10 protein-coding genes are annotated in these 14,730 nt (G+C 44.2%); 5 read left to right on the plus strand and 5 right to left on the minus strand.

The window, feature by feature from the left end; all coding sequences use genetic code 11:
• Positions 1 to 24: 24 nt before the first annotated feature.
• From BK026_RS00920 to sodB, 4 genes are all read right to left on the minus strand, one after another.
• Positions 25 to 1,572 carry a SpoVR family protein gene (locus tag BK026_RS00920; protein ID WP_071814112.1) on the minus strand — a complete coding sequence of 516 codons (1,548 nt, stop codon included), beginning with the start codon at positions 1,570 to 1,572 and terminating at the stop codon, positions 25 to 27.
• 1 nt (position 1,573) lies between these two features.
• Positions 1,574 to 2,860 carry a YeaH/YhbH family protein gene (locus BK026_RS00925; protein ID WP_071817417.1) on the minus strand — a complete coding sequence of 429 codons (1,287 nt, stop codon included), beginning with the start codon at positions 2,858 to 2,860 and terminating at the stop codon, positions 1,574 to 1,576.
• Between the two features lie 84 nt (positions 2,861 to 2,944).
• A complete protein-coding gene (locus BK026_RS00930; protein WP_071814113.1) occupies positions 2,945 to 4,867 on the minus strand; it encodes a PrkA family serine protein kinase in 1,923 nt (640 codons plus the stop codon).
• Between the two features lie 230 nt (positions 4,868 to 5,097).
• Positions 5,098 to 5,679 (minus strand): superoxide dismutase [Fe], encoded by a 582-nt coding sequence (sodB, locus tag BK026_RS00935; RefSeq protein ID WP_071814114.1) that lies wholly within the window; start codon positions 5,677 to 5,679, stop codon positions 5,098 to 5,100.
• Positions 5,680 to 6,027: 348 nt separating this feature from the next.
• Here sodB and BK026_RS00940 point away from each other — a divergent pair, with 348 nt between their 5' ends.
• The 5 genes from BK026_RS00940 to BK026_RS00960 all read left to right on the plus strand — a co-directional run bounded on the left by BK026_RS00940 (position 6,028) and on the right by BK026_RS00960 (position 14,215).
• Positions 6,028 to 6,378 carry a Grx4 family monothiol glutaredoxin gene (locus BK026_RS00940; protein ID WP_014948765.1) on the plus strand — a complete coding sequence of 117 codons (351 nt, stop codon included), beginning with the start codon at positions 6,028 to 6,030 and terminating at the stop codon, positions 6,376 to 6,378.
• 332 nt (positions 6,379 to 6,710) lie between these two features.
• Positions 6,711 to 9,284 carry a TonB-dependent siderophore receptor gene (locus tag BK026_RS00945; RefSeq protein ID WP_071814115.1) on the plus strand — a complete coding sequence of 858 codons (2,574 nt, stop codon included), beginning with the start codon at positions 6,711 to 6,713 and terminating at the stop codon, positions 9,282 to 9,284.
• A gap of 166 nt (positions 9,285 to 9,450) precedes the next feature.
• Complete coding sequence (locus tag BK026_RS00950; RefSeq protein ID WP_143142067.1) at positions 9,451 to 10,011, plus strand: RNA polymerase sigma factor; 561 nt, start codon at positions 9,451 to 9,453, stop codon at positions 10,009 to 10,011.
• A gap of 1 nt (position 10,012) precedes the next feature.
• Positions 10,013 to 11,068, plus strand: coding sequence for a FecR family protein (locus BK026_RS00955; RefSeq protein ID WP_071814117.1), 1,056 nt, complete (start codon positions 10,013 to 10,015; stop codon positions 11,066 to 11,068).
• A gap of 321 nt (positions 11,069 to 11,389) precedes the next feature.
• The gene (locus tag BK026_RS00960) at positions 11,390 to 14,215 is read left to right on the plus strand and encodes a TonB-dependent receptor (RefSeq protein WP_256253922.1); all 2,826 of its coding nucleotides are present in this window, start codon (positions 11,390 to 11,392) and stop codon (positions 14,213 to 14,215) included.
• 113 nt (positions 14,216 to 14,328) lie between these two features.
• Here the strand turns inward: BK026_RS00960 and BK026_RS00965 are convergent, their stop codons facing one another.
• Complete coding sequence (locus tag BK026_RS00965; RefSeq protein ID WP_025254510.1) at positions 14,329 to 14,523, minus strand: bacterioferritin-associated ferredoxin; 195 nt, start codon at positions 14,521 to 14,523, stop codon at positions 14,329 to 14,331.
• Positions 14,524 to 14,730: the final 207 nt, after the last annotated feature.

A 14,730-nucleotide genomic window follows, 5' to 3' on the forward strand; every position in this document is an offset into this window, starting at 1 on the left:
TTCGGTCTAAGAGTGACCGCAGGCTTATGCCTGCGGTGCACGTTTACACTCTGATATCACGTCAATACCATCATCACCATTGTCTTGCTCTAAGCGTACATCGAATTTCCAAAGCCTGTGCAGGTGGCGCATAACTTCATCTTTTGAATCGCCTAGCGGAATACCTCGCTGAGGAATATAGCGAAGAGTAAGCGAACGGTCGCCTCGCACATCAACGTTGTGTACCTGAATGTTAGGCTCTAAATTACTCAAATTGTATTGAGCTGACAGCTTCTCTTTAATAATTTGATAACCCATTTCGTCATGAATAGCGCTCACCGCAATAAAGGGTTTGGTGGTGTCATCTTCAAGGGCGAATAACTTAAAGTCCCGAATAACTTTAGGGGATAAAAACTGACTGATAAAACTTTCGTCTTTAAAGTTTTCCATGGCGAAATGCACGGTTTCCAGCCAGTCTTTTCCCGCAATACTTGGAAGATATTTATAGTCTTCTTCGGTGGGGGACTGACATACCCGTTTAATATCCATGAACATGGAAAAGCCTAACGCATACGGATTGATGCCAGAGTAATAAGGGCTGTTGTATTCTGGCTGCATGACAACGCTTGAATGACTGTGCAAAAACTCCATCATGAAGCGGTCGCTGACCAAACCCTCGTCATACATCTCATTGAGAATATGGTAATGCCAAAAACAGGCCCATCCTTCGTTCATCACTTGGGTTTGTTTTTGCGGATAAAAATACTGTGAAACTTTCCGTACAATACGCACAATTTCACGTTGCCAAGGTTCCAGTAAAGGTGCGTTTTTCTCAATAAAATAAAGCAGGTTTTCTTGCGGTTCTTGTGGAAAGCGAATTTTTTCTTTGTGTTTGCTATGCGGGCTATCGGGCAAGGTACGCCAAAGCTCATTCACTTGCGATTGCAGGTAGGCCTCGCGCTCTTCTTGTCTGTTTTTCTCTTCTTGTAACGAAATTTTCTGCGGGCGTTTGTATCGGTCAACGCCGTAATTCATTAGCGCGTGACACGAGTCGAGCATATTTTCGACCTCGTCATAGCCGTACTTCTGTTCACATTTAGCAATGTAGTTTTTAGCAAAGACAAGATAATCGATTATAGAGCTAGCATCAGTCCAGGTTTTAAATAAGTAGTTGCCTTTGAAAAACGAATTGTGGCCATAGCACGCATGAGCCATCACCAGCGCCTGCATAGTAATGGTGTTCTCTTCCATTAAATATGCAATGCAGGGGTCAGAGTTAATGACGATTTCGTAAGCCAGCCCCATTTGTCCACGGCGGTATTGTTGCTCAGTTTGAATAAACTTCTTGCCAAAGCTCCAGTGCGTGTAGTTAAGCGGCATGCCGATGCTGGCGTAAGCATCCATCATCTGCTCTGCGGTGATCACCTCAATTTGATTGGGATAAGTGTCTAACTTAAATTTTTTGGCGATGCGATCGATATGTTGCTCATACTCTTCTATAAGTGGAAACGTCCAGTCGGGCCCATCGCTTAATAAGTGGCGTTTTGATGTTTCAGGCTTGCTTTTTTCTTTTGCCATAGCGTCGGTTGTCATATTAGGCTCCTTGCTGCGCATCTTGTTCAGAGCGTTTGAATAGCTCTCTGAACACAGGGTAGATGTCGGCCTGTGTTTGTATGTGCTTACATACAAAGTTGTCGTGAGTGGCGGCCACTTTCTCGTATTCACGCCACAAACTTTGGTGCTGTCTTTCAGTTATTTCGATATAGGCATAATGACGGGTTGCTGGTAACAACTTAGCGGCAAGTAAGTCACGACATTGCGGCGAGTCATCAGCCCAGTTATCGCCATCTGAAGCCTGCGCCGCATAAATATTCCAATTCCCATCGCTATAGCGTTCTCGCACTACTTCATCCATCAGCTTTAATGCACTTGAAACAATAGTGCCGCCGGTTTCTTGAGAATAGAAAAACTCCTGCTCGTCTACTTCTTTCGCTTGGGTGTGATGGCGAATGTACACCACGTCTACGTTTTCATAGGTTCGCGTTAAGAAGAGATATAGCAAAATATAAAACCGTTTAGCCATGTCTTTGGTGGCTTGGTCCATAGAACCAGATACGTCCATTAAACAAAACATTACGGCTTTGCTTGAGGGAAGCGGACGCTTGTCATAGTTCTTAAAGCGCAAATCGAAAGTATCAATAAAAGGCACGCGGGCTATTTTGGCTTTAAGTGCTTCAATTTCTTCATTTAATGCATTTATGGCTAACGTATTGTCGTGCTTGTCTTCTATAAGCAGTGCAAGTTTTTCTTCAAGCTCTCTCAGTTTCTTTCTATCACTTCCGCTTAAGGCAATACGCCTTGCCACAGAGCCTTTGAGTGAGCGAACAATATCTAAATTACTTGGCACGCCATCGGTCTGATAACCTGCGCGATAGGTTTCGTATTGGGTGACTTTATCAAATTGATTTTTCTTTAGGTTGGGAAGCGCTAAATCTTCAAAAAGTAGGTCTAAATATTCGTCTTTGGATATAGAAAATACGAACTCATCTTGGCCTTCGCCTTCATTGCTAGCGTCGCCTTCGCCTGCGCCCTTGCCACCGCCACCTGGCGGTCTATCTATTTTATCACCCGCTGTGAATTGGTCGTTGCCGGGGTGGACAATATCTCTGCTGCCGCCGCGGCCGGTATGAAAAATCGGTTCAGAAATATCTTTGGCTGGAATGCTAATTTGCTCGCCAGAATCTAAATCGGTAACAGAACGTTTGCCCACTGCATCGGAAACAGCCCGTTTTATCTGCTGTTTGTAGCGCTTAATAAAGCGTTGGCGGTTTACCGTGCTTTTACCTTTGCTGTTTAACCTTCGGTCAATAAAATGCGCCATACACACCTGCTTGTTTTGTTGTGAACTACAAATACCGGTTTTAAAGCGCGCGAGCACGCGCCCTAAAACTACGTAGCTTGAGCGCTAAGACGCTTTGCGTACGCGAAGGTACCATTCACATAGCAACCTGACTTGTTTTTGCGTATATCCCTTCTCGGTCATACGATTTACAAAGTCATCGTGCTTTTTCTGCTCTTCAGCGGAGCCTTTGGTGTTGAACGAAATAACCGGCAGCAAATCTTCTGTGTTAGAAAACATTTTCTTCTCAATCACGGTGCGAAGTTTTTCGTAACTGGTCCATGCTGGGTTTTTGCCGCCGTTATTTGCACGGGCTCTCAAAACAAAGTTGACGATTTCGTTACGGAAATCCTTAGGATTACTGATGCCAGCAGGTTTCTCCGTTTTCTCTAACTCAGCATTCAGCGATGCTCTGTCAAAAAGTTGTCCGGTTTCAGGGTCGCGATACTCTTGGTCTTGGATCCAGAAATCAGCATAGGTGACATAGCGGTCAAACAGATTCTGACCGTATTCAGAATAGGACTCTAAGTAAGCCGTTTGAATCTCTTTACCAATGAACTCCACATAGCGAGGAATTAGGTAACCTTTTAAGAACTCCAAATACTTGTCGGCAGTTTCTTGAGGAAATTGCTCTCGTTCAATTTGACGTTCTAGAACATAAAACAGGTGTACAGGATTTGCCGCCACTTCTTGGTGATCGAAGTTAAACACGCGAGAAAGAATTTTAAAGGCAAAGCGGGTGGACAAACCCTCCATGCCTTCATCAACTCCGGCGTAATCTTTGTACTCCTGATAAGACTTGGCTTTCGGGTCGGTGTCTTTCAGGCTTTCGCCATCGTATACGCGCATTTTAGAAAACATGCTGGAGTTTTCTGGTTCTTTTAAGCGCGACAATACGGTGAATTGTGCCAGACACTCTAATGTATCTGGTGCACAGGGGGCACCATTTAGCTCACTGCTATCCAACAATTTTTTGTAAATCTTAATCTCTTCACGTACTCGTAAACAGTACGGTACTTTGACAATATAAACACGATCTAGGAAGGCCTCGTTATTTTTATTGTTCCTGAACGATTGCCACTCAGATTCGTTTGAGTGTGCAAGTATAAGTCCATCGAAGGGAAGGGCAGAGAAGCCTTCTGTTGGGTTGTAGTTGCCCTCTTGTGTAGCGGTTAGTAGTGGATGCAGCACTTTAATCGGTGCTTTAAACATCTCTACAAATTCCATTAAGCCCTGATTGGCCTTGCACAGTGAGCCTGAATAGCTGTAAGCGTCAGGGTCGTTTTGTGCGTACTGCTCTAGGCGGCGAATGTCTACCTTACCAACGAGTGCAGAAATGTCTTGGTTGTTTTCGTCACCGGGTTCGGTTTTAGCGATACCCACCTGGTCGAGCACTGACGGATAAACGCGAACCACCTTAAACTGGGTAATATCGCCATTGAATTCATGCAGGCGTTTGCGTGCCCACGGAGACATGATGGTTTTTAAGTAGCGCTTAGGAATGCCGTACTCTTTTTGTAAAATGTCGCCATCTTCTTTGACATCAAACAGACAGAATGGATGGTCGTTAACAGGCGAGCCTTTCAGCATGTAAATAGGTACGTGCTGCATCAGTTCTTTAAGTCTCTCTGCCAGAGACGATTTACCGCCACCCACTGGGCCGAGCAAATAGAGAATTTGTTTCTTCTCTTCAAGACCTTGTGCAGCGTGTTTAAGGTAAGAAACGATTTGTTCTATGGCCTCTTCCATGCCATAGAATTCTGAAAAAGCTGGATAACGAGAAATAACGCGGTTTGAGAAAATGCGGCTTAGCGCCGGATCGTTGGCAGTGTCGATTAATTCAGGCTCACCAATAGCTTGTAGCAAACGTTCTGCTGCATTTGCATAAGCGGTTTGATCCTCTTTACAAATTTCAAGGAACTCCCCAATGGTGAACTCTTCTTGTTTTCGCTCTTCATAGCGACTTTGATAGTGTTCAAAAATACCCATGAATACCCCTTAAATACGGAACCCCGTAATTTCAGCTTAGTAGGTATTTGGGAAAACGATAGTAATTATTGTGTATAGTTTTTAATCTTTTCGTCTAATGAAAAATGCAACTTTAATAAGAATTTAGTGTCATTAAAGAGAACTAAAAAGCCCCACTATGAAGTGGGGCTTTTCTATGTGGCGCTTTGCGCTGTTACAGGCGCAAAGCGCTATATTCTCGAGTTCTTGGCTTACGCAAAGTTGCTGTTTGCGAATTCCCAATTTACTAATGCCCAGAAATTTTCTAGGTATTTAGGGCGCGCGTTACGATAATCGATATAATAAGCGTGCTCCCAAAGGTCAACAGTTAGCACTGGCGTTAGATCATCACCAGAGATTGGCGTTTCAGCATTGCTGGTATTTACGATGTCTAGGCTGCCGTCAGCTGTTTTAACTAGCCATGTCCAGCTAGAGCCGAAGTTGTTTACTGCTTTGTCGTTGAACGCTGCTTGGAAGTCTGCAAATGAACCCCATTTTGCGTTGATCGCATCAGCTAGTGCGCCTGTTGGCTCGCCGCCGCCATTTGGACTAAGGCAATGCCAATAGAACGTGTGGTTCCATACTTGTGCTGCATTGTTGAAAACACCGCCTTCAGAAGATTTGATGATTTCTTCTAAGCTTTTGCTTTCCATTTCAGTACCTTCAACTAGGCCGTTAAGCTTAGTTACATAAGTAGCGTGGTGCTTGCCATAGTGATATTCAAGCGTTTCAGCGGAAATATGTGGTTCTAGTGCATTTTGTTCGTATGGTAATGCTGGTAATTCAAAAGCCATGACGGTCTCCATGTTGGTTTAGTTTGTAGTCTAAAGCGCACTTATTTTCGCCTGTTCAATAAGTGCGTTGCAACGTGTTTTTAACGCAATTACTTTAGATGTTTGAGCATATATCAATAGTGGGGACAAAGTCCTATAACTCAATGACAAAATTATGAATTATTTTTCAAAACTCAGTTTGTACAAGCCCAATGTATAAAGTTCTACAGGTAAATAGCAATTCAGTGAACGAAAAGATCAATTTAGCGAAGGGTAACTACTTTGGAATTTGTGATACCCTCTACCTTGATAAATCATTCATGCATTCCCATATTAACGGGAATACATTTTTGTGCTCAGAGGAATCAAATGGATAATACTGAAAATCAATCGACGCTAGATAGAATTAAGCAGCAAATCGAAGAAAATCCCATTTTACTATATATGAAAGGCTCACCTAAACTTCCTAGCTGTGGCTTTTCTTCACAAGCATCACAAGCGTTGATGTCATGTGGCGAACCATTTGCGTATGTAGATATCCTGCAAAACCCTGATATTCGCGCCGAACTGCCGAAATACGCCAACTGGCCAACATTTCCGCAACTTTGGGTAGAAGGTGAGCTTGTGGGCGGTTGCGATATTATTATTGAAATGTTCCAACAGAATGAACTACAGCCGCTTATCAAAGAGACCGCTGCAAAGTACAAAGAAGCAGAATAAATTTCGCTTTCGCGAGTAAAATTGAATATTCGCAGAAACGATTTAAAAGCCGGCTTTTCGCCGGTTTTTTTCATCAGAAACCATCAAAAGTTCCGTGCTTTCATTCCCGTAAAACCTATATAGACAGGTCAGAAATAAAAATCCTCTATGGTCTGAAAAAATATTTTAATTTTGTCAAAAAAGGTTTGTTTTTTAATATCTTGCGTTCTATAAAAAACGTCATCTGACCGCAGATGAGTCAGTGTTGAAGGTATAAAATAACAATCTCTCAGTTCACTTTAACGTGTGTAAAAATCACTAATAGAGCGCGAGAGAAAATCCGGGAAATCACCATGAATACAACCTTGTCTTTATTGACTAAAAACGTGCGTGGCGTATTAGCTGCATCAGCCGCGTTTTCAGTAATGGCCGCTGCACCCGTTTATGCACAAGAAGCAGACGAAAGTGCAAAAGCGGAAGATTTTGAACAAATCGCTGTCGTTGGTTCACGCGCAGCACCACGTTCGGTAGCGGACTCAGCAGTTCCAATCGATATTATTTCTGACGAAGAGTTTAAGCAGCAGGGTGCCACAGATATGGTATCTATGATGCAAACTGTCGTTCCGTCTTTTAACGTAAATGACCAGCCCATCAATGATGCTTCAACGCTTGTGCGTCCAGCCAACCTGCGTGGCATGGCTTCCGACCACACATTAGTACTTGTAAATGGTAAGCGTCGTCACCGCTCTGCGGTTATCACTTTCTTGGGCGGCGGTCTGTCAGACGGGGCTCAAGGGCCTGACATTTCTGTAATTCCAGCAGCCGCACTTAAGCAAGTAGAAGTACTTCGTGATGGCGCAGCAGCGCAATATGGATCAGATGCTATTGCGGGTGTAATTAACTTCGTACTTAATGATGCGTCGGAAGGCGGTACATTCGAAGCTCGTTACGGTTCTTATTACGAAGGTGACGGCGATATGATTCAGCTGTCGGGTAACGTGGGCTTGCCACTGTCTGACAAGGGGTTTATCAACCTGTCAGCAGAGTATCGAACCGCAGATGATACTTCTCGTAGTATACAGCGCGCCGATGCCGCAGACCTTATCGCTGCGGGCAACACAGCAGTAGCAGACCCTGCGCAAATCTGGGGATCGCCAGAAATTAAGCACGACATAAAACTTTTTGCTAACTTGGGTTTAGAGCTTTCCGACAGCGCAGAAGCTTATTTGTTTGGTAACTTTGCAGAGCGTGAAGTTGAGGGTGGTTTCTATTTCCGTAATCCGCATACACGTAGTGGTGTTTATGCGGATCCTGATGGCAATTTGCTCGTAGGTGATTTAACTGGCGATATGTCAGGCAACTGCCCGACCAATATCAATGTTGGTGACAACGTTCTAGAGAACCCAATCTATATCAATCAAGTGCAAAATAACCCGGATTGTTTCGCGTTTAACGAAATTCTGCCAGGTGGTTTCACGCCACGCTTTGGTGGTACGGTCACCGACATGTCTCTTGTATTTGGTACCCAAGGCGAGTTGGACAACGATATTACCTATGATGTAAGTCTGAACCTTGGCCAAAACGAAGTTGATTTTGCCATAAGCAATACAATTAACCCGTCGCTAGGTCCAGAAACGCCATTCGAGTTTAGCCCAGGTCGTTACACTCAATCTGAGCAAACCCTCGATATTGATTTCACAAAACCTTTTGATGTTGGCTTGTATGAGCCACTGTTCGTGGCAACAGGTTTTCAATACCGCAATGAGAGTTATGAGAGCTTTGCAGGTGATACTGCCTCTTATGAAATAGGTCCGCTGGCGACACAAGGCTTTGGCATTGGCTCAAATGGTTTCCCTGGCTTAGCGGCCAATAGCCAAGGTCGTGTGTCCCGCAACAATATCGCGCTGTATATAGATGCAGAAGCATACATCACTGAAAACTTCATGTTAGCGGGTGCGCTACGTTATGAAGATTTCTCTGATTTTGGAGATACAACGAAAGGTAAAATTGCTTTCCGTTGGCAAGCGCTTGAGAACATTGCGTTTCGTGGTGCGTTCTCGACCGGCTTTAAAGCGCCTACACTTGGCCAGAGCAATGTGCGTAACGTTACAACAGCATTTGGTACTGGCGGCCAGCTAATAGACCGTGCAACGCTACCGCCGACTGACCCTGTGTCACAGCTTAAAGGTGGTGAGCAGCTGACTCCTGAAGAGTCAGAAAGTATTACGTTTGGTGTGGTTGCAGATTTCGATAATGGACTATTTATCACTGCCGACTACTATAACATTGAGTTGACAGACCGCATCAGTACAGCGTCGGGAATTGCGTTAACTGAAGATGATATCGCAACGCTTCTTGAGCAAGGCGTTAATGATGCGTCAAGTTTCTCTGAAATAAGCTTTTTCACCAACGATTTTGATACAACAACGGAAGGCCTCGATGTTGTTGCAAACTACGCAATGGATATGATGGGCGGTGAGACTAAATTTTCATTAGCCTACAACTGGACTTCAACAGAAGTAGACAGAGCGTCTGACAATATCTCTGATTTCCGTATTCGCATGTTGGAAGACAACCTACCTGCAGTGCGCTATAGCGCTACGGCTAATCATACTAATGGCGATTGGCGTTTCTTAGCGCGCATGAACTACTTTGGAAGTATCTTCGAAGATCACTTAGATTCAGCGCTGCCTATAGAAAAAGTAGGCTCTGAAATTACGTTTGATTTCGAAGTTGCGTATAACGTTTCAGAACAGTTCACGGTTACGGTTGGTGCGAAAAACGCGTTTGATGAATACCCTGATGAAAACAATACTGATGCAGGTGGCATTACCTATGCGCAGATTGCTGGTTCAGCGTATCCAACAACATCACCAATCGGTATTAATGGTGGTTTTTATTACCTAAGAGGTGTTTACACTTTTTAATCGCTTTTACTAGCGAGACCAACTTTCACAAATGTTTCGAAGTGTAGGGGGAGTGTATGCTCCCCTTTTATTTTTACGCTGTGACGATCAATTAAGTGAAAAGTAGCAATAAAACAGGCATTATTTGCCTACCGTAATTAATTATTAACACGCACTGATTATTATTATGACGAAAAAGTCGACAGTAGCAGAAACCTTCGTAAGATATCGCGCTAAGCTAATGCGTGCGGTGGGTTCTATTGTTGGTGCCGACGACATTGAGGACATCGTCCAAGAAGCTTTTATAAAAAGCTACGAAGCAGAATTAAAACAAGAAATTCAATATGAGCGGACATACATGCTCAAAACAGCGCGTAATTTAGCGCTGAACCATGTTGCGAAAGCAGAAAATAAAAACAAGCAGCCGCTCGATGACATGGACCTTCTGCCCTATGAACTTGTAGGGTACAGTTTAGAGAAAAATGTAGAGAGTAAAGAGCGCTTTATCCATTTTTGCCGAGCGACAGATACACTGTCTGCCGATGTAAAGCGCGTGTTCTTACTCAAGAAAGTGTACGGCATGCGGCAAAAAGAAATTGCAGAGCTCGTGGGACTTAGCGAGAGTACTGTAGAGAAGCATGTCGCAAAAGGATTAATGATGTGCTCCAAATATTTAGCGGAGCTTTCATCGGACAGTGCCCCTTCCAGTGTCACTGCTACCGCGACTCAGGACATAAGTAGTAGTTAACATGAATAATATTCGCCAATTTTCCAGCAAAGAAGATATCCAAGAGCACGCCTGCCTCTGGATAAGCCGCATTGATCGCGGCTTAAACGGTGACGAAAAAGTAGCATTAGACACATGGCTGAGAGAAAGTAATGCGCACCGCCAAGCATTGTTAGATGCTGCCAGTTTGTGGGACGATATGTCGGTGCTCAATGAATTAAGCGGCCTGTTTCCACAACCATCAGCTCGTCATGCTTCTAAAAAGCGTGGCCTAGCCAAAAACGTAGTATGGGGCATGGCCGCCACTTTCTTAGTAATGGCCGTAGCGGTTGGTATTGTTGTACAGCGCACATGGTTAGATAATGCGTCTCAGTTTGCTACTGTGAATCAAAAAGTACAAACAGGCGTAGGTGAGCAAAAAAATGTCACGTTGGCCGATGGTTCGAAACTCCACTTAAACACCAATTCGTTAGTCACAGTAGATTTTTCTTCAACGTCACGAAATATCGTTTTGTTGAAAGGCGAAGCGCATTTCGAAGTAGCGCACGACACAGCGCGTCCTTTTTCTGTCACGGCAGGAAACAACACGGTAACTGCGGTAGGTACAGCGTTTAATCTACAATATGTTGACGACAATGCTTTTGAACTTGTTGTCACTGAAGGAAAAGTGCTAGTTAAAGACCGTTTTAGAGCTACATCATCGAACGAGTCGTTGTTTGGAAAGCGCCCAGTTACGGAAGAAGGGTTGCTGATGTTCGCGGGAGAAAAAGCCACAGTCCTCGGTAAAGTGGAAGCACGTGAAAGCATGTCGCAAAATGAAATCGATGACGATTTAGCCTGGCAGCAGGGGATGATTGTTTTCAAAGGCGAGCCATTGGAGTCTGTACTTATCGAGATTGGCAGATACACGCCGGTGCGTTTTCATATTTCAGATGATAACCTGCGAAAACGCAGAGTTGCGGGCTATTTCAAAGTGGGCGATATAGATGGCTTGCTATCGGCGCTAGAAAGTAGTTTTAGCATCAAACACGAAAAAGTGACCGACACAAGTATTGAGCTAAGCGCAAAGAAAGGTTAAATATTCTTTGAAAGAAAAGCGATGTTCACTAATCGTTATTGGCATCAATATATTTAATGTGACAATATAATTAAAATAATAAGCACATTGATTTTAATCTTGCACGACGGCTATTTTGCGATAATTAAGCAATTGAAAAAAGCGATAAAAAGACTGAATACTTTTGAGTATTCGGTTCGTTTGGTCTTGCATAAAATTGCGTTCAAGCCTCCTTGCTCCTCAATCGTGTCGCCGTTGAACCTCGTCTCAAGCGTCTGCCTGCTTTTGATTACGACGCAATCAATTTTTGCACAAGAGGATGACCGCTCCGCTGTTGACCGCGTGCAGCAGTCAGGGCCCGACGCTTTTAGTTTTTCTATACCTGCACAAAACGCAAATGAAGCGTTAACCGAACTGGCTAAACAAGCTAATACCACACTTCTGTTTCCTTTCGATTTGGCAAAAAAAGTAACGACTAATGCGTTAAGCGGCACTTTTACGTTGAGTGAAGCCCTGGTTCAGCTGCTAAAGGGCACTGAGCTGGCAGTGGTAACCGATGAAAGTGGTACGTTAAGTATTCGGTCTCGCGATTCATTAGTAACGAAGAACATTCAGATTGATACCAAGGAAAAAAAGGCTGAGGAAGGGGCGAATGGACTAGAAAAAATTGCTGTTGTTGGTACGCGCAACACGCCTCGAAGCGCAGTAGATTCAGCCGTTCCATTAGATGTTATTGGTGCTGACTCGTTGAATTCACAAGGCAACAGCGATGTAATATCAATGTTAAGCGTGATGGTTCCTTCACTCAATGTTAATGATCAGCCAATAAACGATGCGAGTAGTTTAGTGAGGCCAGCAAACCTTCGGGGGATGTCATCTGATCACACGTTACTGTTGTTGAATGGTAAACGACGTCACCGCTCTGCCGTTATAACGTTTTTAGGTGGCGGGTTATCAGATGGTGCACAGGGGCCAGATATCTCGGTTATCCCTGCATATGCATTGAAACAGGTAGAGGTGCTTAGGGATGGGGCAGCAGCACAATATGGGTCAGATGCGATAGCCGGTGTAATCAACTTTGCACTTAAAGATGCCCGTGAAGGAGGAAGTGTCGCCCTAAAAGTCGGTGGTTACAGCGAAGGCGATGGTGAACTGTTACAACTTCAGCTCAACAGAGGCTTCGCGATAGGACAACAAGGCTTTTTGAACGCAACCGCGGAATATCGACAACAAAACGGCACGTCGCGCTCTGTGCAGCGTGATGATGCTTCAGACCTCATCGTTCAGGGAAATAGCTTCATTGCTTCACCGGCTCAAATCTGGGGAGCACTTGACGTAAACGAAGACATAAAGCTAGCGCTCAACGCAGGTATTGATATTTCGACAACGTCTCATTTTTATAGCTTTGCGACAGCGGCTAGACGAGAAATAAACGGCGGGTTTTATTTTCGAAATCCACAAACCCGGGAAGGGGTGTTTAGCCGAACCGATCCAAATACCAATGAGCGTCGCCTTATAGTCGCTGACCTAGATGGGATAGATAATGGTATCACCTGCCCGCCAATAACCTTATCGAGCGAAAATGTATTAGAAAACGAAAACTATCTGCTTATCGCTGACAATACGACAGCGCTTGGAGCAAATTGCTTTGCCTTTAATGAATGGTTCCCAGGTGGGTTTACGCCTCGATTTGGTGGGACCATTACGGACGCCTCCATTGCGATGGGATTGAAGTACGAATTACCTCAAGGCTGGGCGATGGACATTAGTACAATGCTTGGGTACAGCGATATAGAATATACTATCTCAAGTACAGTAAACCCTTCGCTCGGCCCACAAACACCCACAGCCTTCTCGCCAGGTGGCGTTTCACAAGTTGAGCGGACCCTGAATTTAGACTTTACCAAACTTATTCAAACCATTTTCGACGACCCAGTGAGTATTGCTGTGGGAGGGGAGTGGCGAAAAGAGACCTATTTCCAAAAAGCGGGTGATGAAGCCTCATATATCGCAGGCCCATTCGCACTTGAGCCTCCAATTGGTTTAAGCCAAGGTTTTTCGATTGGCTCGAATGGTTTTCCAGGCTACCAACCGCAGTCTGCCGGTCACTGGAGTCGCAGTAATTGGGCTTTTTACGCTGATTTGGAATTTTATGTTAACGATGCGTGGCAAATGGGGTTAGCAACACGGTTAGAGCATTTCAGTGACTTCGGATCAACGTTCGATGGTAAGCTCAGCACCCGTTACAAACTCAATGACACGTTTGCTTTGCGGGGCTCGGTAAATACAGGTTTTAAAGCGCCAACCGTGGGGCAAAGCAACGTGATAAACGTAACGACAGCCTATGGCCTTAACGGCTTGGAAGATCAAGCTACGCTGCCGCCAACCGATCTTATCTCGCTTCAGCTTGGCGCTACGCCGCTTACTCCTGAAGAATCTGTAAATTTCAGCGTAGGTGTGGTTATGCAAACCAGCGAGAACTTCTTTGCTACGCTCGATTACTTTAATATCCGTCTTTCTGATCGCATAAGTACAACATCAGCTATTTCTTTAACCGATGACGACGTAAACGCGCTTGTTGCTCAGGGCCGCCCCGATGCGGCTAGATACAATTCAGCTAAATACTTTACTAATGATTTTGACACTAAAACACAAGGTGTCGATTTAGTGGTTAATTACAATTTCGTCTTTAATGACTGGTCAAATGCTTTACTTGTTGCCTATAACTGGACAGACACGCAAGTAGAGCGCGTTACTCTTTACCCAATCAACGGCGAAATTGAACTTCAGCCTAACCTCACTGAGGCGAGAATACGAATGCTGGAAGACAATCTTCCTGCCCATCGAGGCAGCATTACGCTTGAACAATCCAAAGATGAGTGGGTATTTACTTGGCGACTAAATTATTACGGAAAATTTTATGAAGACCACCTTGATGCTTCAGCAGGCCTAGATATTTATGGTAGTGCACTTACTACCTTTGATGCCCAATTAGCTTGGGCCGTATCACCAGACATTCAGCTTACGTTAGGCGCGCAAAACTTATTCGATGCATTGCCGCAGGAAAATCCATTTCGAGGAGAGGTTGGTGCGCTGTATCCTCCGACGTCCCCCGGCGGTATAAATGGTGCGTTCTACTATGCCGGCATAGCATACACGTTTGAATAGCAGACGGTGTTAAGACGTTATTTTAACGAGAACGTAGACCAATCGAGGTCGTAATATACAAAAGCGTAGAGTGATATGTGACTATAGGTATAGAGGAGTTTGGAAAATACTGCTTAGCCTACATCTTTGAAAAGTGATTCATCAATGATGGTTTGGTCGATGATTTGTTGCGCCATATTTATGCACTTACCGCACTGAGAGCCAAGCTCTAAATGTTGACGTAACTCACGCATATTGCCCACGCCGTTTTCTTCAACCGCCGCGCGAATGCTTTTATCAGTAACGCCATAGCACATACAAACAAACATCAAACGTACTCCAAATGAATCTGTAAATGATAATAATTGTTATTCTTCACTTTAGCAAGAAGATAATGACATTTTTCATACACTATTTTCGTAGGGAAAGTGAACAGAGTGGCTGCCTAATTGCCGGTCGTTGGTAGGAGGAGTAAAAAATAACGTTGTTTATCATTGTTATTTCCGCGTTCGTACCTATTTACACGGAAGAATTAA

The organism is Alteromonas sp. V450 (assembly GCF_001885075.1).
Classification (GTDB): Bacteria; Pseudomonadota; Gammaproteobacteria; order Enterobacterales; family Alteromonadaceae; genus Alteromonas.